Annotated in this window: 21 protein-coding genes and 1 tRNA gene; 5 read left to right on the top strand and 17 right to left on the bottom strand. The window is 36.6% G+C overall.

All coding sequences use genetic code 11. From position 1 onward, the window contains the following. Nucleotides 1-380 precede the first annotated feature (380 nt). Both ACE38V_RS18275 and ACE38V_RS18280 read right to left on the bottom strand, forming a co-directional pair. Nucleotides 381-2,129 (bottom strand): CocE/NonD family hydrolase, encoded by a 1,749-nt coding sequence (locus tag ACE38V_RS18275; RefSeq protein ID WP_375843494.1) that lies wholly within the window; start codon nt 2,127-2,129, stop codon nt 381-383. A 253-nt stretch (nt 2,130-2,382) separates the two neighbouring features. Beyond that, nucleotides 2,383-3,633 (bottom strand): MFS transporter, encoded by a 1,251-nt coding sequence (locus tag ACE38V_RS18280; RefSeq protein WP_375843496.1) that lies wholly within the window; start codon nt 3,631-3,633, stop codon nt 2,383-2,385. 1,268 nt (nt 3,634-4,901) lie between these two features. On the opposite strand from ACE38V_RS18280, the gene rpoN reads away from it, so the two are divergent. Further along, on the top strand, nt 4,902-6,206 hold the full coding sequence (gene rpoN / locus ACE38V_RS18285; protein ID WP_375843498.1) for an RNA polymerase factor sigma-54: 1,305 nt from the start codon (nt 4,902-4,904) through the stop codon (nt 6,204-6,206). A gap of 278 nt (nt 6,207-6,484) precedes the next feature. On the opposite strand, the gene yhbH is transcribed toward rpoN, so the two are convergent. The 6 genes from yhbH to queG form a co-directional block, all read right to left on the bottom strand. Further along, the gene (yhbH, locus tag ACE38V_RS18290; RefSeq protein WP_375843500.1) at nt 6,485-7,654 is read right to left on the bottom strand and encodes a sporulation protein YhbH; all 1,170 of its coding nucleotides are present in this window, start codon (nt 7,652-7,654) and stop codon (nt 6,485-6,487) included. A 290-nt stretch (nt 7,655-7,944) separates the two neighbouring features. Further along, entirely contained in the window at nt 7,945-9,840 is a 1,896-nt protein-coding gene (locus tag ACE38V_RS18295; protein ID WP_375843501.1) for a PrkA family serine protein kinase, read from the bottom strand. 738 nt (nt 9,841-10,578) lie between these two features. After that, nucleotides 10,579-11,328 (bottom strand): oxygen-insensitive NADPH nitroreductase, encoded by a 750-nt coding sequence (gene nfsA / locus ACE38V_RS18300; RefSeq protein WP_375843502.1) that lies wholly within the window; start codon nt 11,326-11,328, stop codon nt 10,579-10,581. 38 nt (nt 11,329-11,366) lie between these two features. Beyond that, entirely contained in the window at nt 11,367-11,852 is a 486-nt protein-coding gene (gene trmL / locus ACE38V_RS18305) for a tRNA (uridine(34)/cytosine(34)/5-carboxymethylaminomethyluridine(34)-2'-O)-methyltransferase TrmL (protein WP_375843503.1), read from the bottom strand. A 132-nt stretch (nt 11,853-11,984) separates the two neighbouring features. Beyond that, nucleotides 11,985-12,890, bottom strand: coding sequence for an amidase domain-containing protein (locus ACE38V_RS18310; protein WP_375843505.1), 906 nt, complete (start codon nt 12,888-12,890; stop codon nt 11,985-11,987). A 71-nt stretch (nt 12,891-12,961) separates the two neighbouring features. Further along, a complete protein-coding gene (gene queG / locus ACE38V_RS18315; RefSeq protein ID WP_375843507.1) occupies nt 12,962-14,113 on the bottom strand; it encodes a tRNA epoxyqueuosine(34) reductase QueG in 1,152 nt (383 codons plus the stop codon). A gap of 108 nt (nt 14,114-14,221) precedes the next feature. Between queG and ACE38V_RS18320 the strand changes: the two genes are divergently transcribed. After that, complete coding sequence (locus ACE38V_RS18320; RefSeq protein ID WP_375843509.1) at nt 14,222-14,890, top strand: B3/B4 domain-containing protein; 669 nt, start codon at nt 14,222-14,224, stop codon at nt 14,888-14,890. Nucleotides 14,891-14,975: 85 nt separating this feature from the next. Here ACE38V_RS18320 and ACE38V_RS18325 read toward each other — a convergent pair. Together ACE38V_RS18325 and ACE38V_RS18330 are read right to left on the bottom strand one after the other, a co-directional pair. After that, nucleotides 14,976-15,049: transfer RNA gene (locus tag ACE38V_RS18325), tRNA-Gly, on the bottom strand. A gap of 146 nt (nt 15,050-15,195) precedes the next feature. Beyond that, nucleotides 15,196-15,894 (bottom strand): hypothetical protein, encoded by a 699-nt coding sequence (locus ACE38V_RS18330; protein ID WP_375843511.1) that lies wholly within the window; start codon nt 15,892-15,894, stop codon nt 15,196-15,198. Nucleotides 15,895-16,249: 355 nt separating this feature from the next. Here ACE38V_RS18330 and ACE38V_RS18335 point away from each other — a divergent pair, with 355 nt between their 5' ends. Then, a complete protein-coding gene (locus tag ACE38V_RS18335) occupies nt 16,250-17,059 on the top strand; it encodes an alpha/beta fold hydrolase (RefSeq protein WP_375843513.1) in 810 nt (269 codons plus the stop codon). A gap of 506 nt (nt 17,060-17,565) precedes the next feature. On the opposite strand, the gene ACE38V_RS18340 is transcribed toward ACE38V_RS18335, so the two are convergent. Both ACE38V_RS18340 and ACE38V_RS18345 read right to left on the bottom strand, forming a co-directional pair. After that, nucleotides 17,566-18,408 carry an aldo/keto reductase gene (locus ACE38V_RS18340; protein ID WP_375843514.1) on the bottom strand — a complete coding sequence of 281 codons (843 nt, stop codon included), beginning with the start codon at nt 18,406-18,408 and terminating at the stop codon, nt 17,566-17,568. 40 nt (nt 18,409-18,448) lie between these two features. After that, entirely contained in the window at nt 18,449-19,642 is a 1,194-nt protein-coding gene (locus ACE38V_RS18345; RefSeq protein ID WP_375843517.1) for an MFS transporter, read from the bottom strand. Nucleotides 19,643-19,847: 205 nt separating this feature from the next. Between ACE38V_RS18345 and ACE38V_RS18350 the strand changes: the two genes are divergently transcribed. Then, nucleotides 19,848-20,210: a winged helix-turn-helix transcriptional regulator gene (locus tag ACE38V_RS18350; RefSeq protein ID WP_375843518.1), complete on the top strand. Its 363-nt coding sequence runs from the start codon at nt 19,848-19,850 to the stop codon at nt 20,208-20,210. 62 nt (nt 20,211-20,272) lie between these two features. On the opposite strand, the gene ACE38V_RS18355 is transcribed toward ACE38V_RS18350, so the two are convergent. Continuing rightward, nucleotides 20,273-20,728 (bottom strand): hypothetical protein, encoded by a 456-nt coding sequence (locus tag ACE38V_RS18355; protein WP_375843520.1) that lies wholly within the window; start codon nt 20,726-20,728, stop codon nt 20,273-20,275. A 250-nt stretch (nt 20,729-20,978) separates the two neighbouring features. Between ACE38V_RS18355 and ACE38V_RS18360 the strand changes: the two genes are divergently transcribed. Then, nucleotides 20,979-21,221, top strand: coding sequence for a DUF3231 family protein (locus ACE38V_RS18360; RefSeq protein ID WP_375843522.1), 243 nt, complete (start codon nt 20,979-20,981; stop codon nt 21,219-21,221). Nucleotides 21,222-21,334: 113 nt separating this feature from the next. Here the strand turns inward: ACE38V_RS18360 and ACE38V_RS18365 are convergent, their stop codons facing one another. The 4 genes from ACE38V_RS18365 to ACE38V_RS18380 form a co-directional block, all read right to left on the bottom strand. After that, nucleotides 21,335-21,553: a tautomerase family protein gene (locus tag ACE38V_RS18365; protein ID WP_375843524.1), complete on the bottom strand. Its 219-nt coding sequence runs from the start codon at nt 21,551-21,553 to the stop codon at nt 21,335-21,337. A gap of 100 nt (nt 21,554-21,653) precedes the next feature. Beyond that, complete coding sequence (locus tag ACE38V_RS18370) at nt 21,654-21,782, bottom strand: hypothetical protein (RefSeq protein WP_375843526.1); 129 nt, start codon at nt 21,780-21,782, stop codon at nt 21,654-21,656. Continuing rightward, nucleotides 21,782-21,937, bottom strand: coding sequence for a hypothetical protein (locus ACE38V_RS18375; RefSeq protein WP_375843527.1), 156 nt, complete (start codon nt 21,935-21,937; stop codon nt 21,782-21,784). Before ACE38V_RS18375 ends, ACE38V_RS18370 begins: the two co-directional genes overlap by 1 nt. A 17-nt stretch (nt 21,938-21,954) precedes the next feature. Beyond that, nucleotides 21,955-22,788: a DUF1835 domain-containing protein gene (locus ACE38V_RS18380; RefSeq protein ID WP_375843529.1), complete on the bottom strand. Its 834-nt coding sequence runs from the start codon at nt 22,786-22,788 to the stop codon at nt 21,955-21,957. Between the last annotated feature and the right edge of the window lie 397 nt (nt 22,789-23,185).

Consider the following 23,185-nt stretch of genomic DNA (forward strand, 5'->3'; position numbering starts at 1 on the left):
TGTGGAGGTTGCTATTTACTAAGGAAAACAAAATAAGCTCATATTTCGTTGTTGTCAAAATTTTTTTACATGTAAAATATTTTTGTAGGCCTTTGATAGGTTGTCATCGAGAGGGTAATATAGTATGTAAAAATTTTTTGACAAACAGGAGTCACTTCCGAACACATCAAGCTTCAAGATGACATTTTTGTTGAATTTAAAATGTGTAAATTTGGTGAATAACAATAAATAAACGAGGCTTTGGAGAGTTATATGTAAATGAGGCTATATATAGAAAAAACGACAGGTTTTCTTCTTTCTACCTGTCGTTTGGTTAAATATATTTTTTTAAACTATCATTCTATAGATCATCGTTAAAAAATTTCATAGAGACCTGTTCATTAGCTCTCTATCGGAATAATTGGCAATATCATGTGAGAAGGATATTTCTCATTATGATAAATCATTTGCTGTGCTTTAACAGCCTCTTTACTCTCCAACATTGATTTCCCGGTATTTAAATTTGGCGCATACTGAGGAAAACTGCTAGAGGAAATTTCCAGTGTGATTTGATGCCCTGGTAAAAACACATTGCTTGTTGCCCAAAGATCGATTTCATATGCAACGATTTCCCCGTTCAATTCCTTTTCAGACTTATTGCCATTGCGATATTTTGCATTTACAATTCCTTCTGTTAAAATGATGGCCCTTCCATCAGGAGCAGTATCGACAAGCTTGGCAACGAAATCCGTATCCTTTGCATCTGTTGAAGCCCATAGCTTTACTTTTATCGGTCCTGTCACTTCAATTGCTTCTGTTAACGGATTAGTTGAATAGACCAGTACATCTTCTCTTTCTTCGTTCAAGCTTTGATCAATCGGACCGGGGCCCATTGCCAACGATGCTGCAAATAACGTACCTCCACCTTTTGTCGGTACCGGGTGGTTCGGATCAAAAATAAAAGTATCTGTCTCCTCCTCTTCAGGCTGATTCATAGAAAGATGGCCATCACCATTTTTTGTATTTGCTTGTCCCTTGCTGTGCAAATAAAAATTCGTGTATTGAGTTCGCTCAAGTGGCCATTCCATTTCATCTCTCCACTTATTAACTCCCATAATGAAAATTTTAACTGGGGGTTCCGTTTCAATACCTGTATCCATCCCTTTTAGCCAATAGTCAAACCAGCGAATATGAAGATCGGTAATGTTCTCCTTCAAATCAATCCAATCTCCGGAAGATTGAACACCAAAGCTGCATTCTCCTTGCACAGACGCAAAATTGCCATGTGTCCATGGCCCAACGATTAACTTTTGTAATTGTTCTGATTTTGTCATTTCCACATAATTGGTCAACGTCGGACCAGTAAAACAATCATACCAACCGCTTAAATGAAAAGCTGGTACATCCAGATCCTTGTATTTGTCAGCAATGCTCGATTTCTCCCAGTAATCATCTTCCTCAATAGGATGGGACAATTCTTCAAAAAAATAATCAGTTACACCAAGTTCTCTTAATGGAGGCCATTGATTAATCGGAGCAAAGCGGTAGAAATCTTCTATGTTATTCAGACTATCGGCAACCTTTTGGATGGCCTCATTTCTTTCCTGAAGGTTTTCATGTTTTCGCTTCAGCATATCAGCAGCAATCGATTCGAGTGACCAGGTTTCAGACAAACCTGCAAGGTATACTCCATTTCGATAATCAAAACCATTTCTAAGATCATTTAAAGTCATTGTCGGGAAAATAGCTGTTAAGTGTGGTGGCTTCCTTACTGCTGCCAAAAGCTGCGTATAGCCATAATATGACATACCAAACATGCCTACTTTTCCTGTTGAATACGGCAGTGTTGCTGCCCATTCCACCGTATCATAACCATCTTCTGCTTCTTGATTAAATGATTGGAATTCACCTTCAGACTGAAAGCGACCTCTTACGTCCTGAACTATTACAACAAAATCATTTTCCACGAGTCGATTGGTATCTAAATAACGATGTGAATAATGTGGCAGATCCTTACTGTAAGGAAGCCTCGTTAACAAAACTGGAAAAGTCCCCTCTCGGTCAGGACGATAAATATCCGCATAAAGGACGACACCATCTCTCATCTTACATGGTACATTTTTTTCAACCAGAATTTTAGTTTGTTTCATGAGTTAGCACCCTATTTTCTTATAATTTTCAGCTTTCATTAGGCTGTCGTGAAATCTTTTATTCCTATTCGCCTTTTGAGATTCTATCTCATTGATTAACATTCAGAGCTAGTTTTCTCTAAATGCAAGGAACAAGCAAGATCCAGCAGCAATCATAAAAAAGGACATTCTAAACCTTTTTAGAGAAATTTGTCATTACAAAACTCAAATCCAATTAAAAAGTAGAATGTCCATTATGATGGTAACTTTGACACTATCCAAGACTAGCTTTATTTTTTTTAGATTCTCTCCAAACAAGTAAACTAAATACTACTGCCATTGCTAATAATCCAAACTGAAGCATGTATACTGTGTGATAACCAGAAGTCACAATATTTCCAGCTTTATCTGTGATCATTCCTGCTACTAGTTTGGGCATATATATATCCGAAGAGTATGCAATTAATGAAATTAACCCAGAAGCTGTACCTAAAATTTGATCAGGTATTCCTGCTTCACCAATTTGGCCAAAATAAATTGCACGAGCACCAAGTTGAAAGAATGCTATCACCAATACGATAACCATAGCTGAAATAACATAAGATGAACTTTTTGGTAAAAGCATAATTGCCGCAACAAATACCGCTTCAACAATCGCAGTTGTTAATAATGTTTTAGCTGTAGATTTAAATCTAGTTACAACAAATACTAATGCTGGACCAGCTATTAAACCAAGTCCGTTTGTACGGAATACTGCAACAAACGATGCTTGTTCATTAGACATTCCGTAAGTGTTTGTTAATAATTGGTTAAATACACTTGTTGTTGTAAGTAATGCATAGAAAGCAAACACAACAAGTGCTGCATACCATAATCCAGGTATTTTTATCGCATCTATTACTCTCGAAAATTTGAATTTTGAACTGTCATCATCTTCGCCTTCTATAGTATCAATATCTTTAAATAAGATCGCATATAAAATACCTATTATAGCTGTAATTATTGCTAACACAATTAACCCAGGTTGAATTCCACTACTTGTATTACCAATGATTTTTACAAGTATAGTGTTTACAATAATTCCACCAAGTCCTACGAATGTATAGGTAAATCCAAAAGACTTAGTTTGATTTTCTAAACCACCAGCTCTTGCTATCGAAGTAATCCATGGTGACCAGAATGTTAAAATTGTAGTTAATCCCAATGCAATATAAATGATTTTTATTACACTAATATTAGTTACAAATGCACTTAATAGAATTAGCACTGTTGTAGCGATATATGAGAAAATCGACAATCTCTTTGGTCCAAAAATATCAACTAAAATACCAGATGGAAGATACGTAATTAAAGCTATAATTCCATATATACCTACTAACCCAGCCAATGTTGTTAAGTTAGTGTGGTATCTACCAAGCATTTGATTGCCCCATGTGTAATATAAGTACGGCAGTACATAAATTATAGGGTTGGCAAACCCAAGTACTATCAATCTTGCAAAATACTTCGTTTGACTAATTTTCATAATATTTTCCCTGCCTTTATTTTTTGTTTGTGTTCAAAACAATTCTTTTCATTTTAAAATTCTTAAATCCCCCTCCTTTTCTACTAAATTTTTTTGCCTGGGTCTATCGGTTAAAACTTCCTAAGAGTTTAAATCAAACAAAACAGTAAAACTCTTTAAAGACTACAATTTCAGATTGCTACCAAAGTTTTCCTATGCCATGTCCAACCAAACTGTGTGATCTTTGATTAAATTACAACAGACATATCATTGAATTGACCCTAGTTTTCTTACTAAAGGCATATAATTACGCAAATAGAAAAAGATTAACTAATCATGATACAAGCCACTTTTTCATTACATACTGCATACATTTATAATGATTCAGTCAGTCCTACAAAAATTGTCCCTATTTTTTCACCTCCTCAAATGAAGAAAATCTAGTAGAAAACATACAAAAACAAATTCATGGTTTCTCTTTGTCAAAAATATATAATGCAAAAAATGTGCCAGGCATTCGGTCTATTTCGTTTCAAAACAAAAAGTTCTACCTGGAATTCCAGCCTCATTTTTGTGTTTTTTCATAAAGTGAGAAAGACAAAATGAACTCTTTTATCGTTGCTGTTAAATTTTTTTTACAAGTAAAAATTTTTTGAGGGCTTTTTTTGGCTTGCCTTCTAGATGATTATTTAATGCGTAAAATTTTTTTGACAAGAAGGAGAATCTTCTTACTACATACAGAACCGTATTGGACTTTTTTAACCCGAAGATTAGAAAGAAATTTTGCCATTGATAAATTTATGGATATTTGTTCATATCCGGAAAGATGTGAGACACCCTTTAGCTAAAAAATCCCCCGAGCCATCCGTCTGAGGGAATCTAAACCACTTATTCATTCCACAAACTGTAAAGTCTGAAATTTTATCCAGAATTCTAAAAATAACCCTTTAGAGCTAAAGGCATGGAAATTGCATTACTAATATACTGAAACACATGGAATATATGCAGCATGCTTTGACTATCTTGCTTATTTCCAAAAAACCTCTTTGCATGAGATTTTCCATGCTTTTTTTATTCAAAATTATGAATAATATTTGACATAGTATGAACTAATATTGCATTTTTTTCAAAAATAGCATTCTAATATAGATGAACTAAAATGGCCATTCATAACAAACAAGTTGGAAGAAAAAGCTGCGCTAAAATGATTTGGAATATCTAACTTTTTGTGATAGAAAGCCGGCAATTCCCACTGTAGCATGTCACTATAGATGAAGGAGGTTCAAATAATGAATTTAGCATCTGGATTATGGCAACAACAGGCATTAAAGCATACGATGACGCAGGAACTATCTCAGGCGATTGCTTTGCTTCAATATTCTTCACAGGAACTGACCAGTTTTCTGGAATCCAAAGCTCTCGAAAATCCACTTTTCAATTTGAAAGATGCCCCAATTGAAAATGGTTCTAAGAAGTGGAAAGCAGAAAGAAATAAGTCAGATTGGATGGAACAGATTGCTGATAAATCAATATTGCTTGAGGATCAGCTGTTATCACAATTGAATTTAAATAAATATTCGAGAATCCAATTAATCATTATTAAAATTCTTTCGCAAAATTTGGATGAAAATGGTTACTTTCGAGGTAATTTAGAGGAAATCTCAATGAAAATGAATGTTTCAAGGCAACTGGCAGAAGAATGCATTGGCATTATCCAAGGACTTGAACCAGCCGGAATCGGGGCCAGAAATCTGCAGGAATGTTTACTTATTCAAATTCGGCGTAAAAGTCCAGAAGATAAGCTTGCGTTAAAAATCATCACCGACTATTTTGTTTTATTTGCAGAGAGAAAATGGACTAATCTTTCAAAGGAATTGAAGGTCCCAATTTCAGAAATTCAACATGTATTTGATGACATTCAAAAACTGAATCCTAAGCCTGGATTGACATTTGCAACGGAACAAACCCATTTTATTATCCCTGATGCCATCATTGAAGTAGAGAAACACGAGATTTCAGTGCGGTTGTGTGAGGCGTCTGTTCCAAAAATAAATTTTAATTCATCCTACTACAAGATGTTTTCCGGAAATGAAGATCCTCTGGTAGATCAGTTTCTTCAGGAGAAGCTCCAAGATTTCCAATGGATTATGAAAGGGATCGAACAGAGAAGAGAAACCTTGTCCAAAGTAATTTTGAAAATAGCAGAAAAACAGCAGGAATATTTTCTGGGATGCCCCAGCCATTTAAACCCAATGACTATGAAAGAACTTGCACAGGAGCTTGATGTACATGAATCAACCATTAGCAGGGCTGTCCGGGAAAAATACGTTCAAACACCTACAGGAATGGTTACGCTTAAATCATTTTTCTCCAGTGCCGTTCCGACTGCGTCTGATAAAAGCGCTTCATCAATCCAGGTAAAGAAAAAACTTTCGCTTATTATTTCAGCGGAAAATAAAAAACGCCCCCTATCAGACCAGGATATTGTGAAAATTCTCGAGGATAAGGAAAGTATCGTAATCTCGAGAAGGACAGTTGCCAAATATCGGAATCAATTGGGAATCCCTTCTTATGCTAATCGAAAAAGATACTAAATAGTCCATTGAATGATATTCTTGCCATTTGGATTTGATAGCCAATGCAAATATTTATGCTTAATTTTATCTTGTTTTATAAGTGGATATAATTCCAATTACCGTCAATTTATTTGTTCAATTCATCACAAATTTATTTTGATATATAGCACATATGAGAGTTCCCGCTATCTTAAGGTAGCGGGACTTTTTTATTGTAAATTTCACTAAAACCAGGCCGGCTTGCATCACTGCTTCCAATTTTCTAAAGTAAAAAAAGCCAACAATGTTGGCTTTTTTTAAGCTAATATCTTATTCTCTTCCTTCTTAAAGAAGCTTTTCATCGCATGGAATACGTCTGCTTTTTGTTTGAGGATATAATATCTGAAGTTTTCATTCTTGATGTTTTTGTATGCGGACATTAAGGTGGAATGGCGGTTGTACTGATTAACCTCGCCATACCCAAACATATTGGATACTTTCATTAATTCTTCGACAAGCTTGACGCAGCGCGCATTGTCAGAGGTTAAATTATCACCATCGGAAAAATGGAATGGGTAAATATTGTATTTACTCGGATTGTATTTATCTTCGATTATCTCTAAGGATTTCCGATAAACAGATGAGCAGATTGTTCCTCCGCTTTCTCCTTTTGTAAAGAAGTCCTCTTCAGAAACAACCTTTGCTTCAGTATGATGGGCGATAAATTCAATTTCAACTGTTTCATATTTTGTCCGCAAGAAGCGGGTCATCCAGAAGAAAAAGCTTCTCGCCATATATTTCTCCCATATTCCCATACTGCCACTTGTGTCCATCATCGCAAGGACGACCGCTTTTGAATCAGGCTTTACCACTTCGTTCCATGTTTTAAATTTCAAATCCTCCCGATAGATTGGATGGAAGGTGGGCTTTCCATTCATCGCATTTCGTTTAAATGCCGTCATCATCGTTCTTTTCTTATCAATATTTCCCATTAATCCGGTCTTGCGGATATCATTAAATTCTATGTTTTCAACAAGGTTTTCATCCAATTCTTTTCGTTTCAAGTTAGGAAGCTCTAACTCTTTAAACAGAGCCTCTTCAATTTCCATGAGGGACACCTCTGCTTCAAAATAGTCTTCCCCCGCTTGATCTCCTGCTCCTTGACCCTTTCCAGGTCCTTTTGCTCCACTATTTCCATCACGAGCGACAACATCACCAATTTGACTATCTCCATTTCCTTGGCCAACATGTTTGTTTTTATCATAGTTATATCGAATTTTGTACTCATCAAGTGATCGGATTGGAATTTTGACCACATCCCGACCATTTGACAGAATAATATTTTCCTCTGTTATTAAATCTGGCAAATTATTTCGGATCGCTTCTTGAACCTTTTCTTGATGGCGCTGTTGGTCATCCTGGCCTTTTCGATGGAGGGACCAATCTTCTTGTGAAATGACAAACTGATTATTATTTTTTTCGGTCATTCAAACCCCTCCTTAATTTTTTTGTCACACATTTCTTCTTATTTTCATAAGATATCCCGAGTGTCAATATAGAAGTATCAATTTTTTGATTACTCTATCTTATGCAAGCCTCTTAAAATAATTTACTAATTATTACGACAATTGGTTATTTGCCTAGTCATAAGACAAGCCCGATTTCCCTCCATCATTGGATTTTGAAGAGCAGAATATGCACACAATCCAAACGATTGGGTAAATACCTTAGATTTAAAAAGAGCTGACTCATTGAATCAGCTCTCTTTAATGGACAATCATCGATTTAACAAACTACCAACATAACGTAACAGCTCATTAGCTGATGTGGAATTATAACCATGCTCATCGATTAATCGAGCCACAACTTCATTCACCTTCTTAAGCTGCTGCTCATCTGGCGTCTTGGTTGAGGTTGTAATCTTAACGACATCTTTTAAATCGGCGAACAGTTTCTTCTGAATAGCCTCACGAAGACGATCATGGGAATTATAATCAAATCGTTTTCCCTTTCTTGCATACGCCGAGATGCGAATCAGAATCTCTTCACGGAATGCCTTCTTAGCATTTTCTGATATGCCAATTTGCTCTTCAATGGAACGCATTAATTTTTCATCTGGATTAATTTCTTCCCCTGTTAACGGATCACGAAGCTTCACTTTATTGCAATATGCCTCAACATTGTCAAGGTAATTATCCATTAACGTTTTAGCTGACTCCTCATAAGAATAGACAAATGCCTTTTGAACCTCATTTTTCGCAATGTCATCGTATTCCTTTCGGGCAAGAGAAATAAAATTTAAATAACGCTCCCGCTGCTCGTTCGTAATCGATGGATGTTGATCCAGTCCTTCTTTTAAAGAAAGCAATACATCTAAAGCATTAATAGATTTCATTTCTTTACGAATAATGGTAGAGGAAATACGATTGATGACATAGCGCGGATCAATCCCACTCATCCCTTCATCGACAAATTCTTTTTTCAATTCCTTAACATCTGCTGAATTATAACCTTCTACATTCTCACCATCATAAAGACGAAGCTTTTTCACTAAATCAATATCGCCCTTTTTTGGTTCCTTTAATCGTGTTAAAATCGTGAACATCGCCGCAACTCGCAGCGTGTGAGGGGCGATATGAACCTCAGCCACATCGCTTTCATTAATCATTTTTTCATAGATTTTCTCCTCTTCCGTCACTTTTAAATTATACGGAATCGGCATCACGATGATTCTAGAATGGAGGGCTTCATTTTTCTTATTTGAAATAAAAGAGCGATATTCTGTTTCATTAGTATGAGCAACAATGAGCTCATCTGCACTGATTAGCGCGAAACGCCCTGCTTTAAAATTCCCCTCCTGCGTTAAGGAAAGTAAATGCCAGAGAAACTTTTCATCACATTTCAACATTTCTTGAAATTCCATCATCCCACGATTGGCCTTATTTAATTCACCATCAAAACGATAGGCCCGAGGATCTGACTCTGATCCATATTCGGCAATTGTCGAAAAATCAATACTTCCCGTTAAATCAGCAATATCTTGGGATTTTGGATCTGATGGACTGAACGTTCCAATCCCCACCCTTCGATCTTCTGAGAAAAAGATTCTTTCCACAATCACATCTTCAATCCGCCCTCCGTATTCCTGTTCAAGGCGCATCATATTTAATGGAGATAAGTTTCCTTCAATGCGGATACCATACTCAGTATAGAAATCTTCACGTAAATTTTGGGGAATGAGATGAAGGGGATCCTCATGCATCGGGCAGCCTTTAATGGCATAAATGGCTCCCCGATCCGTTCGTGAATAGGCTTCTAATCCCCGTTTTAACATCGTCACTAATGTCGACTTTCCTCCACTTACAGGACCCATCAACAGCAAAATTCTTTTTCTTACATCCAAGCGTTTAGCGGAAGGGTGAAAATATTCTTCGACCAGCCTTTCCAATGCTTCCTCTAATCCAAACAACTGATTATTAAAAAATCGATACTGCTTTCTACTATTAACCTCTTCTACTCCCGCGTCTTTAATCATATTGTAAACACGTGAATGCGCTGACTGACCAATCCAAGGTTTTTCTTTGATAATCTCTAAATACTCACCAAATGTTCCTTCCCACTTAAGCTTTTCTTCTTCTCTGCGAAACATCGCTATTTTCTTTAAAATGTCCATATAGACCTCCCCCTGTGCTTGCTTGATCAGAGACGATTAATATAATCTATGCGGTTTTGTATATGAACATGCGTATTTTCATAAAGTGAAACTTCCATCAGTGGGGGTTTTCGACGCACAGGACGTGCTAGTGCAGACGTTGTGATTGACGTCGCGCTTTTAGTCTGCCATTCATCCCCCACTGATGGTTAGTTGAACTTATCGGACCTTTACGGACAGTTGATCTCCCACTTACCTTCTTCGTATTCTCAGATTCTTGAAGTGGGAGTTCTACTGTCCGTTAAGAGTGGGATAAAAGGAAGAGAGGTTGTCTCGCTTATCTTTCATGAAAAAAGAAGTAATTTGAATTGTCAGTCAGTTGTTCGAAAAAACTTCATACTTTTCATTCACAGTTTTTTATGGATAGGCTATAATAAGCATAGGATTCTATTTCTTGGGATTTAATGCTAAAAGGGGGTTTACATAAGCATGAAATTAATACTTATTTTAGGGGTTATGATTGCTTTCTTATCAGCTATTTTCACTGCTGGATATGAAGATAAACCAGATCTTAAATAAAATGTGCAAAAGAAAAGCTGCCTGATCAGGCAGCTTTTCTTTATTTGAACTATTTTTCTTTTATTATTTCAGCCTGAGTTTCTTTTCGCATACAAACATGCGGGAGCCCTAACATCTCGATTTGCCCCATGAGTCCAGATGGATGCAGGCTGATCAGTTTTTTGGCAAAAAGAACATATTTTAATGCAAATCCATTTTGATTTGCTGTAAAAAATCCTTCATATATATTCTTACATGCTGCTCAAGCATATTTCCCATCTGACTGGTCCAAGTATCCTTTCTTGCCCCATTGGTTCTTTCTTCATAATATTGAGCGATCAAGCGATTATATTCCTCAAGCTGAGTCTTTAATTTGACTTCATCTTGTTCATACTTATTCTCATGATAGATATGTTCAAATGGCAGGCGTGGCTTCTGTTCATTCAAATCTTTCGGGTAACCAATTGCCATGCCAAAAAGTGGGATGACATGCTCCGGTGTATGTAAAACCTCTCTGACTTCATTGAGTTGATTACGGATGCCGCCAATATAGCAAATTCCGAGCCCCATGGATTCTGCTGCAATGGCAGCATTTTGTGCAGCGAGAGCTGTATCAATTAAAGAAACCATAAATTTCTCCGTACTTTCAATCGAATACAGTACCTCTTTATTTTCCATTTTCCCTATCATTTCATGGCGATGCAAGTCTGCACAAAAGACAAAGAAATGACCATTATGTTCAACATAAGGCTGATTTCCTGCTAATTCAGCCAATTGTTTCTTCATTTTTGGATCAGTTACCCCAATAATCGAATAAGCTTGGATAAAGCTTGAAGTAGAAGCTGCTTGAGCACTTCTCACGATTATTTCAATTTGTTCTTTGGTTAATTTCTTTTCCTCAAAGCTTCTAACGGAGCGATGGTTTAGAATAGTTTCAATGATCGAATTCATCTCTTTTGATGACCTCCGTAATATAGCAAATATTAGGATTACTCCTGTTTCATGCGTAGGTTTGGATAATTTTGCTGACGTAATGCCTCATAGACTAAAATGGCAGCTGTATTAGATAAATTTAAAGATCGCACATTTCCATTCATCGGGATTCTTAAGCTCCGATCTTTATTATTATGGATGACATCCTTTGGAAGACCTGTTGTTTCTCTGCCAAATATAAAATAATAATCCTGCCCAGCGTCACTATAATCAAAATCAGAATAAGCCTGTTCGCCAAACTTGGTAATGTAGTAGAAGTTTCCACCTTGATTCTTCTCATAAAACTCATCTAATGAATCATAGTAAACAATGTTGACAAATTGCCAATAATCTAAGCCTGCGCGTTTTAACATTTTGTCATCTGTTGAAAAACCCAAAGGTCGTATTAAATGTAAAACGGTATCAGTCGCTGCACATGTCCGTGCAATATTGCCTGTATTCGACGGAATCTCTGGTTGATATAAAACAACGTGCACTGCCACTTTTTTCACCTCTATTAGTTTGTTTATTATGGATTAAATCACATGTTAGAAATGATAGCTCATCAAAAGGATGAGCGTTTTTTTACTCCAGATGTTATTATACCACTGTCTTCGTGAATTGGATAAGTGGAATCACCCATCGACAATCGTAAAGAATTTATATTTGATATTTGGTGTATACGCAGTTGAGTCTTCATATGCCCAATATCGCTGTCGGCTATTGGTTGTGTGGGCATTCACGAGCGGCATACCAAGCGCATCCATTCCTGTGATAATCGTGTTATGGTCAAATCGTCCATTGCCTTGAAAATCATAACAAATGACATCGCCTTGCAGTAATTCTTCCGGACTTGATACCTCTCTTGCTCGAAGTCCTTGTTTTGAGTTTGATAAATATAGGCGAAGTGCATTGGCAATGGCCCAGCTATAACTCCAATTATTTCCTCTAATCCACCAGCCCGTCCCTCGGTTTGGATAACCTCTCATTGGAGCTTCTCCAGCACGCAGGCATTGTGAAATAAAGTTTGTACAATCATTTTCAAATTTTTTATAGGCAGGATTATAACTATTCCACCATCTTTCTGCATACTGAATGGCCTTTCTACGATCATATTGATAGGATAATCGCTCAGATAATTCATCATCTTTTTTTAAAAAAAAGTCACGATCATTATCATCCTCTGAAGTAGGGGTTTCCCATTTTTCTTCCTGTTCAAAGGGATCGATTTCCCATTCTTTTAGAAGAATATTTTGCTGAAAGTTAGCCGCTCGGTTTTCAATCTCTTCCTCTAGGTACAGCTCTCCTTTTTGTTTAATCAAATATTGAAAATGAACTTGATAATACACGCTAGTTAAATCCTTTGTTACGTCACGATTTAAAATCTTCCCGACCGCTTTTGCCTTGACAATTTCTGCTTTTCGCTTTACCAAGCTTTCTTTTTTTCTTTCTATTTTAGGACAAAGCTCAGAAGTTTTTCTTATATGAGAAACACATTGCTGTACACGAATTTCTAATAGCTTCTGTAATTGGCTTTTCATAAAAAAAACCTCCTTTCATATTCATATGTATGAAGGAGGCTTTCATTTCATTTTATAAATAGGAAATTTGCTTATGATTTCGATGTTTTATTCTTCAAAATCATTTCTAATGCATGCTGAATCTCTTGTTGCACATTGGGATCCTGTTCAAATTCCGTTGCTTGTTCCAATCCTTCTTTTGCCCGTTGTCCACCAATTTTTCCAATCGCCCAGGCGCTTGTCCCTCTTATGACTGATCTTGTATCCTCTTTTAATAGATTGATTAAATCCTCTAAAGCAGATTCATCCTTAAAATGGGCTAAAGCGATAATGGCATTTCTTTGAATTGGCTTCTTTCCGCGCCAAGCACCAGCTAAATAGCCAAATTTTGTTTTAAATTCACGGTTACTTAAAGCAAGTACAGGCTTTAACAATGGCTTTATCTCCTCTGGATTAGGTTCCATCTCCTCGTGAAAATGGAAATCCTTCCCTTTATTTTCCGGACAAGCCGTTTGGCAAGAATCACAACCATAAAGCCGATTTCCGATTTTATCTCGATATTCCACCGGAATCAAATCCTTCGTTTGTGTTAAAAAGGAGATACATTTTTGAGCATTGATTTGCCCCCCCTGCACTAAAGCACCTGTTGGACAAGCCTCTAAGCATTTCGTACAAGAGCCGCAGCGGTCTTCCATCGGCTCGTCAGCTGGGAATGGTAAATTCGTAATCATTTCACCTAAATAAACATAGGAGCCAAATTCTGGGGTAATGATGGCACAGTTCTTTCCGCTCCAGCCAATTCCGGCTCTTTCTGCAACCGCCCTATCTGATAATTCTCCTGTGTCCACCATTGATTTTACCCTTGCCTCAGGTATTTTCGATTGAATAAACTGTTCCAGCTTCAAAAGGCGATCTCGTAAAATCACATGATAATCGATTCCCCAAGATGCTCGAGAAAAAATTCCGCGTCGCTCCCCTTTTTTGCTTTCCACCCGAATTCTCATTTTGGAGGGATAGGCAAGTGCAATGGCAATAATGGAACGTGCTTCGTCTAATAACAACGCTGGATTCACTCTTTTTTCGATATCAGGCTCTTCAAATCCTGATTGATACCCAAGCTCTTGTTGACGAAGCAAGCGATTTTTCAATTCATCAAAGGTACTTGTTGATGCAAAACCAATTTTATCAATTCCAATGGTTTTACTGTATTCGATGATTTCATCCTTTAATTTTTGATAATCCATGTCCTCACCCCTCTCTTTTTCGGATATGATTTATGAAAAATGTGAATATTTTAGGAAACATCGTTCAATATGATAAACTATTTTCAAGATAAAGTGGAGGTGGAAAGATTGGAAATCCATGTTTCAAGTGAATTATGTTCCATGATTCCTCATTTTCAAGTGGGAATTATTCATTACAAAGATATTATTGTCGAGGAATCTCCTCAAATGCTGCAAGGGAAAATACAAACCTTTCAAGAATCCTTATACTTTGATTTAGAAGATAAAAATGTAACGGATTATGAAGGCATTAAAGAGTGGCGTCATGTATTTAAATTAACAGGAAAGGATCCAAATCGCTACCGTCATTCGGCAGAATCCCTTTTTCGCAGAATCAAAAAACACAACTTCCTGACGCCCGTTCATAGTGCCATTGACATCAATAACTTCTTTTCGTTGAGATATCAAATACCAATTGGAATTTATGATGCAGATAAAATCTCTGGAGATGTTCTCATTCGGACTGGGGCTGAAACAGAAGAATACTTTGGTTTAAATGGTCGCATCAATTCATTACACCATTTAATTCTTTCATCTGATGATCTATCCCCTTTTGGAAGTCCCTTTGTTGATTCTGAAAGAACCTCCGTCACTCGCACAACCAAAAATGCCTTACAAATTATTTATTTACGTCCCTCTCTCATCAAGGAAGAAGCAGACAAATTGATTCAATCGTTAATGAACATGTTTCTTCAAGTTCATGGCGGAAACGGAGTGTATCAGTTCATCAAATGTTAAACACCGATTTCCATCCTAAATGTACATAATAAAAAACGCAATGCCACGTTCTTTTTGAACGGAACACTGCGTTAATAACTATGTATGGAGCGGGTGATGGGAATCGAACCCACGACAACAGCTTGGAAGGCTGTAGTTTTACCACTAAACTACACCCGCACTGCTTTAATAAAATCGACCTTTTAATTATACTAAGATAGAGAATGAATATCAAGGGTTTTGTGAAAAAAAATGTAGAATGATGTCTAATTCTTAAATCATATTGCCAATCTAAAAGGCCTCCTATAAGAAGAGGCCTTTAAATTTTACTTCCATTCAATTGTTTTAGCCATCGCAACAAAAGGTTCAATCGCCTGTTGATTCTTTTTCCCAAAGATCGTGAGAATGGATTTAGTCTCTGGTAAATAAAGAATATTGACGACATCTTCTCCGTGTACTGCTTGATATTGGATAGCGCCTTCAAAGTCTGTTCCAGTCGTATCCTTACGTGTAATTTCATTAGAAACAGCCAAGGCTCTCATTTTAATTTCCTTTGTCAATTCGGCAGCCGATTCATCTGATGCCTTTTCAATTCTTAGCATCGTCCCGTTTTCCTCGTTCATTACCAAGTAAATCCCCGGTTCTTCCTGATCCAAACTATAATTTGGCAAGACCTTGATGGATAAATCTGTTTTGGACTTTGAATCTGCCTTTTGTTCGATTGTTTTCCCATTTTCCTGATAAGAAATGGTTTGCTTAGAGCTTCCTTTTTGTTCTTGATTATTTGACGATTGCTCTTTTTCCGTATTCTTTGTTGTAGAATTACCTGTCTGTGAATCCTTTACAGTGGTCTCCGCACTTTTCGATTCCGTGCCTTGATTTGAAGATGCAGTATCTTCACTTGCCTTCTGCTCTTCTTTCGGCTGTTTTTCATCCTTCTTAGCCTTTCCTTCCTCATCATGTCCACATGCAGCGATGAAAAATACACTCACTATTCCTACAATCAACCAAAATTTTCTTTTCATCTTCTAGCCTCCCTAAACCTTCCACTACCATTCTACAATAATTGACGACATTTTTATTAGATAAGTTGCAAAAGCTTTTCCATTATTCTCCTAATATAATTAAAATCTGAATTCAAACAGTTCCGATCAATCAGGCTTGACCTCTTTTACGATCGGCAAAATTAGTTGAGGATCGACGAAACGATCCATTGTCCTATAGTAAAATAACACTCTTTTGCCAACTCACAAGCCCATCATTCACCTATATCTACCATTTTCATTTATTTGACTATCCTTTAAGAATGAATCAAGCTCTTCAAGAATATCGTTATGATAAAACGTTCTGATTGGGGATTTTTTCGAGGAGGACCTTTGCATGGGATACTATATTAGCGTGGAACCAGGTGTCAATATTTTTGTGGAAGATATCAATCCTTCAGGAAGAAAGGCCATTTTATTTATCCACGGCTGGCCTGCTAATCATAAATTATATGAGTACCAATTTAATATCCTTCCTGCTAAAGGCTATCGCTGTATTGGCATTGATATCCGAGGGTTTGGAAAATCAGATAAACCGTATGGCGGTTATTTCTATGACCGTTTAGCGGATGATGTTCGATATATCATCGAAGGACTTCGGTTACAGAATATTACTCTTGCAGGGCACTCTGTCGGTGGTGCAATTTCTACTAGATATATGGGGCGCCATCTAGGCTACGGAGTTGAAAGGTTAGTCTTAATAGGAGCTGCTGCCCCAAGTCTCACTGAGCGACCCGATTTTCCTTATGGATTACCAAAGGATTCTGTCACAGATCTAATCAAACAGGTGTATGTGGATCGCCCCAAAATGCTAACTGAATTTACAGATATGTTTTTTTATCAAAAAATTTCAGAGCCCTTCTCTGAGTGGTTTCTTCAATTAGGGTTTGAGGCAGCTGGCTATGCAACTGCCAGTGTAGCAGCAGCATTCCGAGATGAATCCTTATTCTCGGACATAGGAAAAATCCAAGTCCCTACCTTAATCATGCATGGTGCACACGATCGAATTTGTTTACCACCTCTTGCAAAAGCACTTAACAAGGGAATTGCAAACTCTAAGCTAGTATGGTTTGAAAATAGTGGGCACGGCTTGTTTTGGGAAGAACGGAACAAATTTAATAAAGAACTTGTATCTTTTATTGAATAAAATAGGCGTTCATCACTCTTATGAACAACCTTTTTCCCTCTCAAGTTCTTAAAAGAGGGCTGTCCAAAAAGTCAGTGAAAGCTGATTATTTGGCCCCCCCTTTTTCATTTTTTTTGAAAAAATGCAAAAAAATCGTCCTCTTTAGTAAAATGAAGTTACCACACCACATTTTAGAAAGGACGATTTTTTATGAGCAATCAAATGATTACTACTGAAGGTTACAACACTCAAATGACATAAGGTTTATTCCTATCGTGGAATCGAAAAAACACATTGCGGGGGATCGAAAAAGTCCATGTCGAGCTTGGAACCGTGACATTAGCCCTCAACATAAGTGACAGGCATCCGCGATAACAATCCTAGAAATACAAAAAGCAAGTGGAGAAAAACGATGCGTTTTTCTCCACTTGCTTTATTTTTGGGACTTATTAGACAGCCCCTCTACTTTTTAACAATTTAAGCTAAAAAAAGATTCTTTTCGGACAGCTCCTTAAATCCTTCTTCACTTAAAAGTCAAAGTTATCCGGATCTGGACCTACACGTTTATTTTCATTTAATCCACTAATTAATTTCATATCTTCCCCGGATAACTCAAAATCAAAAATAGAAGAATTCTCTATTATGCGATGTTCCTTTGTAGATTTCGGTATGGTAATAATTCCTTTTTGTAAATCCCAGCGGATTATTATTTGTGCGACAGATTTTTGATACCGCTCCGCAATTTCTTTTAACAATGGATGATCAAGTATCTGCCCCTGCATAAGTGGAGACCAAGCCTCAAGCTGAATGCCATTCTCTTTACAAAATGCATACAATTCCTCTTGGGTGAGACATGGATGGTGCTCAACCTGATTCACCATTGGTTTAATCTCCGCCACCTTCAATAAATCCTCAAGATGATGAATTTGGAAATTACTTACTCCGATGGCTTTCACTTTTCCTTCCTTATAAAGAGTTTCTAACGCTCTCCATGCATCTATATATTTTCCTTCAACTGGCCAATGAATAAGATAGAGGTCCAAATAGTCTAAACCAAGCTTCTTAAGGCTTGTTTCATAAGCGGCAATCGTTTCCTCATATCCTAAATCACTATTCCATACTTTTGAGGTTACAAATAATTCTTCTCTTTGAATCCCAGTTTCTTTTAAACCTTGGCGAATTCCTTCGCCAACCCCTTCCTCATTCGCATAAATAGCAGCCGTATCAACGCTGCGGTAATCATGTTTGATAGCGTTTTTCACTGCATTGACTAATTCCGACCCTTCTTCTACCTGAAATACCCCTATTCCTAATCTAGGCATTTTAACTCCATTAGCTAAAGTAACTGTATCAAAAATATTTTTAATCATTATGAATCTCCTCCAAATTTTTTATTCATGAAAAAGTAACTTACATTGAGATGGCTTGATCTTTACTTTCTAACGCACGGCTCCATGAGGTGAGAAGCACAGCAATTAATACCATGATTCCGCCAATCCAAGCCGTATGGATAAGTCCTATTGACTCTGTTATCATTCCGCCTAGATAAGAACCTAGAGCAATTCCTGCATTAAATGCTGCAATATTGATGGCAGATGCCACATCAACGGCGCTCGGAACAAATCGTTCAGCCAAAATAACAACATATACCTGCAAGCCAGGCACATTCATAAAAGCAAATAGCCCCATGAATATGATAGTGATTAAACCAATCCCTTTAAATGGTGCGGTAAATGTTAAAACAAAAAGGACAATGGCCTGAACAATAAACATATAAAACAGTGCCTTAATAGGCTGATGATTAGCAAACTTCCCACCCAGCATATTTCCTATGGCAATAGCTACTCCATAGATTAGTAGAATAACCGCAACCATTTTTTCACTAAATCCTGTTATGTCCTCCAGTAATGGAGATAAATATGTAAAGACGACAAATGTACCACCATAACCAAGGGCAGTAATAATAAATAAAAGCAATAAACGACCATTTGTGATTAACTTGAGCTGATCTTGCAGCTTCGTGCGGGTCCCTTTCGGTAAATCAGAAGGAATCAGAAGGAAATTGGCCACAAAAGCAATCAAACCTACGACAACGATCGCCATAAATGTAAATCTCCATCCATATTGCTGACCGATAAACGTCCCAAATGGAACACCTGTAATCGTTGCAACCGTTAGTCCGGTAAACATAATCGAAATAGCACTGGCGCGACGATTTTCAGGTACCAAATTAGCTGCAATGGTTGAACCTATTGACATAAAAATCCCGTGTGCAAAAGCAGATAATACACGAGCAACGAGTAACACTCCAATACTTGTGGCACTAGCTGCAAGACTGTTTCCCACAATAAAAATTATCATGACCAAAAGTAAAAGAGTTTTCCTTGACATCCCCGATGTAAAGGAAGTCAGAATCGGAGCGCCAAATGTTACGCCTAAAGCATATATGGAAACGGTCAATCCCGCAGTCGTTACAGAAACATGTAAATCATTCGAAATCAATGGTAATAATCCTACACTGATAAATTCAGTTGTACCTATGGAAAAAGCACTAACTGCTAATGCTAAAAGAGCTAACGTGCTTTGTCTTTTATTTAAATTCATTTCTTCTCTTTCTCCTCCCTTTTGAAGTAAGTAATATATGATTCTGATAGCAGACAATTGTATTAAAAATAATGGAGTTTTTTTACCGGCAAATGTTATTATGTAATATATAAATACAAATAGAAAGTACGCACTTTTTTGTGATATAGTTACCAGAAAGTATCCTAGGCTCTTATAAGTTCCTATCAAAAACAAGGAGGCCATTATGCAAAAGAAAAAGTACAATATCGCTGTGGAAGCCACATTAGAAGTCATCGGGGGAAAATGGAAATGTGTCATCCTCTGCCATCTCACGCACGGAAAGAAACGAACAAGTGAATTAAAGCGATTAATGCCCAATATTACCCAAAAAATGCTTACGCAACAGTTAAGAGAACTGGAGGAAGATGGTGTTATCAATCGCATTGTCTATAATCAAGTTCCTCCTAAAGTGGAATACGAACTCAGTGAATATGGAATAAGCTTAAAATCGATCCTTGATTCTTTGTGTGCATGGGGCGAAAAGCATATAACAAAAATTTATGGCGATAAATTTGAGGTTTTGGAAGATAACATCCTGAATAACTAACCCGAATGAATAGAAAAGTACCATTTTCTTAATAGAAATGGTACTTTTCTCTATATTTACTTTTATAACATTCGAAGCAAAATCCTTCGTAGGATGATTCCAATGATTAATCCTGGAATCATAAAAAGCATCGGCAAAAAAACTGGACCTATTAAAACCCCAAATAATTTGAGCTTTGAGGAATAAATTAGTCCCAGTGTCACAAAGTAAGCCGCCATCACAAAAGGGAAAAACAAATAAGGGCAATCATCCGTTCTTGCATCCTTATATGCATCCCACATGGAGAAGAAATATAAACAAGGGTAAAACATGAGCCATTGATAATTCGCATTTAAGATAGCTTTTTCAATTTCTCCAATAAAGCTATAAATAATAATCTGATTAAAATGGGCCAGCACATTAACAATAATTTCCAAAAAGATAAAAACGATTCCCTTTATATACCTTCCATTTAAAAGTTGACCAAAACCAGGGAAGGCGATAGACCAAAGTAATTTTTCAATCGCACCCTTATTCACATTGCGACGTCCTCCTACCGTTTATTTATCTTTAAAATAATCCTGAAATACATCCATCATCCTATCTGTATCCCCTCTTTTCACTCAGTAATGATTCAAAAATAGTTTTATCGATAGTCTGTGCTAAAACAGGTGTAGTTATCCTTTATTTTGTTAAAAATTTACAAATAACAAATTATTCTACATATCTCTTGAAATAAGGGAAATGATAAACATTATATAGGCTAAGTGGAGGTTAATATAGTGAAAAATGCCTAAAACCAAATCAAGATTAACAGCAGCAGAAATTGCATCACTTTGGACAAATTATATAAATGATAGTGGAAGTATTTGTATCCTATCTTATTTTCGTGAAAAAACAGAAGATCATGAAGTGAAAAAGAGTATAGATTTTGTCTTACAACTTTCGATTGCTCATATAAATAAATTAGAACTCATACTTACAGAGGAAAAGCATGCAGTCTCAATTGGTTTTAGTTTTGCTATAACATAGAAAATCAGGAATTAGGGATTTGGAAATCCTTTATCATAAGAGCCTGTAATGCCAATCCGTTGTCAGATTTTACTTACACAAGATTTTACGCTCACCCTTTTAATTAACGCTAATTACTCCGTACCTTTTTTGCCAAATCCTTCACCAAACTTTATTGAATGTAACTCACCGCTTGATGCCCAATTTTCCCTGTCGTATTCATCGAAAATGACCGTTACCCATTCCTTTTTCACATTTAAGGTTTTAACTGCTTCTTTTGTGATTGCTTCAACAAACTGCTGTTTTTGTTCAACAGTTCTACCTTTTGCAAGTTTCACAGTAATGACTGGCATAACTTATCCCCCTTATAATCTACTATGGTTTCCCTAACCTTATAATCCATTTTTTTCTTAATACCTTGCACTTGTCGATGGAATGAATTTTATTTTGTATTCATAGCCAAGTTCCTGTTTCACCTTTTTTTGTTAAAATTACTCCAATTTGATTAAAATTATCCTCCAGTTCAATCCCATTAGGAAGCAATTTATCTATATCCCAATCAATCCATTCTCCATTTTTCATCACCCAAGAAGACAATTCATCTTTTCATTCATCTGATATAGGAACGTCTTCAATGTCCAGATTACAACCGCATCGATTGCACCAAATCGGGTCTCTCTGGCATCCCCTTCTATTTTTAAATCATTTGTTTCCCCACTTTCACAAAAACAATCCATATTATCCTCTTCTAAAATTACTGTTTCAATCGCACACTATAAAATCTCATTGCCTCAAGACTGCCTTCCACCTCAAAGACTCCTACTGTTATCAATTTTTTAAGTCGATATTCCAAGAAGGCATCACCTACAAATTGGTCTAAATGCCCCAGCACTTCACCAATTAATCTTGCAGATTTCATAAAGCCATTTAGCTTTGGTTTTCTATGTAGATATTTCGCTCTTTTGATCATAAATTCATCAAAATAGTCTTCAGGAACACTCTGTATTCTTCCATTTCGCCAAATCCTTAATGTATCTTGACTTTCCGAAAGAGATAGCCATTCTTTTTCTAAATCCATACGCTCATGCTGTGAAAGAGGCGGTTCATTCTTACTCTGTTCATAAATAACTTGAAGTTTTTCAGGCGGAATTTCACCCGCATGTAAAACGGTATATTCAATATTCTTTTTCTCAAAAAATTTGCTGTATGCCTTAGTCGTATTGATAACGATAATATCGTTGTCTTTTTCTTTTAACAGATGGAGAACGTAACGCAGTGCGGTCTGCTCATGTGCGTTATCAGTAATCCAAATGGTTATCGGTACACCTTTTGGAATAGAGTTTATTTGATTGACTGCCTTAAGAAACTCTTGTTTATAATCTAGAAAATCTTCATTTTCTTCATTCATTACATTTTTCATCCAATCAAATCTTGCTCCCACTCCAACTTCTTCATGTAACCGCCAGATAGGTCCAATAGAGAACATATCCCAAAAAGAAATGACCTTTTCCACTTGATATACTCCCATTTTCTTTAAAGCTACCGACAAACTTCCTGCAGGAGAAGCACCAAAAAGAATATGGATCATCTGAAAATTCCTTTCTTGTTTCATTTCTGACCGTTCGTGAGATAAGTTGTGAATCATTTCGTATATTTCTTCAACATCATGTACAAAATCTTTCTCCGAGCAATTTGTATCTTTCAGAAAATTCAATCTTAATAAGATGTGAAATAGCAGTGACTTCGCTTCGCCATCAGGAAGTTCTCAAATAACCTTTTTTAATTCTTCTATTTTCATTTCATTGCTCATAAGCATCCCTTTCATTTTTATCACTCTACCTAAGAACCCTACTTCATTTGAACCGCCTTCTACAAATGTCAATTCTATTTTTACCCACCATATACCCTTATTTTACCATAAGTTTTTAATGAATCCCTGTTCCATTTAATTAATCCTGAACTTGAATAAGAAATTCAGCCACTCA

The organism is Cytobacillus sp. Hz8, from assembly GCF_042263505.1.
In the GTDB taxonomy this organism is placed as follows: domain Bacteria; phylum Bacillota; class Bacilli; order Bacillales; family Cytobacillaceae; genus Bacillus_BE.